The following is a 2,255-nucleotide window of genomic DNA, read 5'->3' as shown; positions in this document are numbered from 1 at the left end:
CGTTCTTGCGGTTGAGGGCGATCGGCCGGATGGCGCGCTCGACGACGTTGGTATCCAGCTCGATGCGGCCATCGTCGAGAAAGCGGACAAGCCCGCTCCAGAGCTTCAGGGCATAGCGGATCGCCTCGGCGAGTCGGGACTTGCCGGAGACGCGGCCGAGCTGGGCCTCCAGCCAGGGGCGGAGGTCCTCGACGATCGGTCGCGAGCGCAGCTGCCGTCCGGCGCGCCGGGCGTCGGCCGGGGCGCCCCGGAGCTCCGCCTCGACGGCGTAGAGTGCCGCGATCCGGCGCAGGGCCTCCTGCGCCACCGGCGCGTGGCCCGCCTCGGCGATCTCGTAGAATTTGCGCCTTGCGTGCGACCAGCAGCAGGCCAGCGTCGGGCCGTCGAGGCTGCGGTAGGCGGCATAGCCGTCGACCTGCAGGACGCCCCGGAACCCGCCGAGATGAGCCGCTGCATGCTCGGCGCCGCGGCCCGCGGCGTAGAGGTAGGCGACAGCGGGCGGATCGGCCCCGCCCCAGGGACGGTTGTCGCGCGCGATCGCCCAGAGCCAGCCGCTCTTGGTGCGGCCGCGCCCGGGATCGAGCACCGGGGCCCGGGTCTCGTCGGCGAACAGCTTCGCCGAACCCTTCAGGATCTCGACCAGGCGGGCGTGCAGCGGCCGCAGCTCTCGGGCGGCATGGCCGACCCAGTCCGCCAGGGTCGAGCGGTCGAGGGCCAGGCCCTGGCGGGCGTAGATCTGCGCCTGGCGGTAGAGCGGCGTGTGGTCGGCGTACTTCGAGACCAGGACATGCGCGACCAGCGCCTCGCTCGGCAGTCCCCCGGTGACCAGGCGCTCCGGCGCGGCGGCCTGGACGACGCCTTCGGCGCAGCGCCGACAGGCATACTTGGGACGGCGCGTGACGAGCACCCGGAACTGTGCCGGGATGACATCGAGCCGTTCCGAGACGTCCTCGCCAATCGCATGCAGGGTTCCGCCGCAGCAGGGGCACTCGCTGCTGTCAGGCTCGATCACCTGCTCGACGCGCGGCAGATGACGGGGCAGCGCGCCGCGGTTGCTCCGACGCCGTGCGCCGCGCGCCGACTTGAGGGCCGGGTCGGCGGCGTCCCGCTCGGCGCGCTCCTCCCCGAACGCCTGCTCGGTCTCCTCGAGCGTCAGCTCCAGCTGGTCGGGATCGAGCTGCTCCGAGCGGCGTCCGAACAGCGCGCGCCTGAAGGCTGCGACGATCGCCGACAGACGCTCGACCTCCTGGCCCAGCTCGACGCGCAGCTGGCGCTCGGTCAGCAGCAGGGCCCGCAGCGCCGCGGGATCCTCCGGCAGGTCGCTCGTCTCGGCCGCGGGCATTGCGTCGCTCATGGCGGCATTGAATCACGCCGGGCCACCGGGGGCAGCCCAAAACGGCTTTCGATTCACAACGCCGCAGGCTATCCGGCCGCTTTGGGTCGGCGCGTCCGCCGGGCGTGGACGCGCCGCCAGTCGAGGCCCTCGAACAAGGCCGCCAGCTGCGCCGAGGATAGCCGCATCACGCCGTCCGCGACCGTCGGCCAGGCGAACCTGCCCTGCTCCAGCCGCTTGGCGATCAGCACCATGCCGGAGCCGTCCCACAGCAGGATCTTGACCCGGTCGGCGCGCTTGGCGCGGAACACCAGCACCGCGCCCGAGAAGGGATCGAGCCGCAGCTCCGACTGCGCCAGCGCGGCCAGCCCGTCCAGCCCCTTGCGGAAGTCGACCGGCCGCGTCGCGACATAGACCGGCAGCGGCCCGCCCGGCAGGATCATGCCCGCCCCTGCAGCGCCGCGATCAGCGCCGCGGCGCGCGCCACCGGCACCGACGCGCCGATGCGCAGCCGCACGCCGCCGAGCTCGACCACGATCTCTCCGTTCGCGGGATCGACGGCCCCTGTACCGCCGTCCGGCTCGGCGACCACCGCCGCAAACAGCGGCGCATCCTCCGCCGCCAAGGCCAGCTGTCCCCGGCGCGCCAAGCGCCGCCAGCCGAACAGCTGCTGCGGCGTCAGCCCGTGGCGCCGTGCCACCGCGCAGACCGAGGACTCAGAGCAGTAGCTCTCGGCGACGATCCGCGCCTTGACCTCCTCCGGCCATCGGCGACGCCGACCGCTGCCGGTGAACACCTCGATCCGCCTCACCGGCTCCGGCACGGGCATAAGCTCAGGATCCGACATGGCTCTTATCTCCATGTCGCCCAGACTCCCCGCTGCTGCCTATGCGCGGAAGGTGCCCTCAGAACAGCGCTTACG

At 72.9% G+C, this 2,255-nt stretch carries 3 protein-coding genes; all 3 read right to left on the bottom strand.

Translation table 11 applies throughout. From position 1 onward, the window contains the following. Positions 1 to 1,342: IS66 family transposase (gene tnpC / locus B9O00_RS32020; protein ID WP_235017246.1), on the bottom strand; the 1,342-nt coding region annotated here is incomplete at its 3' end. Positions 1,343 to 1,422: 80 nt separating this feature from the next. Further along, entirely contained in the window at positions 1,423 to 1,776 is a 354-nt protein-coding gene (tnpB, locus tag B9O00_RS32015; protein WP_085127511.1) for an IS66 family insertion sequence element accessory protein TnpB, read from the bottom strand. Then, complete coding sequence (gene tnpA, locus B9O00_RS32010; RefSeq protein WP_085127509.1) at positions 1,773 to 2,180, bottom strand: IS66-like element accessory protein TnpA; 408 nt, start codon at positions 2,178 to 2,180, stop codon at positions 1,773 to 1,775. The genes tnpB and tnpA overlap by 4 nt, the downstream gene beginning before the upstream one ends. Positions 2,181 to 2,255 lie beyond the last annotated feature (75 nt).

The sequence above is a fragment of the Tistlia consotensis USBA 355 genome, assembly GCF_900177295.1.
Taxonomy (GTDB): Bacteria; Pseudomonadota; Alphaproteobacteria; order Kiloniellales; family DSM-21159; genus Tistlia; species Tistlia consotensis.
The sequence above is the reverse complement of the archived record's forward strand: the minus strand, read 5'-3'. Positions and strand labels throughout refer to the sequence as shown.

What these genes read in the sequence shown, in the direction of transcription:
- tnpB (WP_085127511.1), bottom strand. Translation starts at nt 1,776, where the DNA reads ATGATCCTGCCGGGCGGGCCGCTGCCGGTCTATGTCGCGACGCGGCCG.
- tnpA (WP_085127509.1), bottom strand. Translation starts at nt 2,180, where the DNA reads ATGTCGGATCCTGAGCTTATGCCCGTGCCGGAGCCGGTGAGGCGGATC.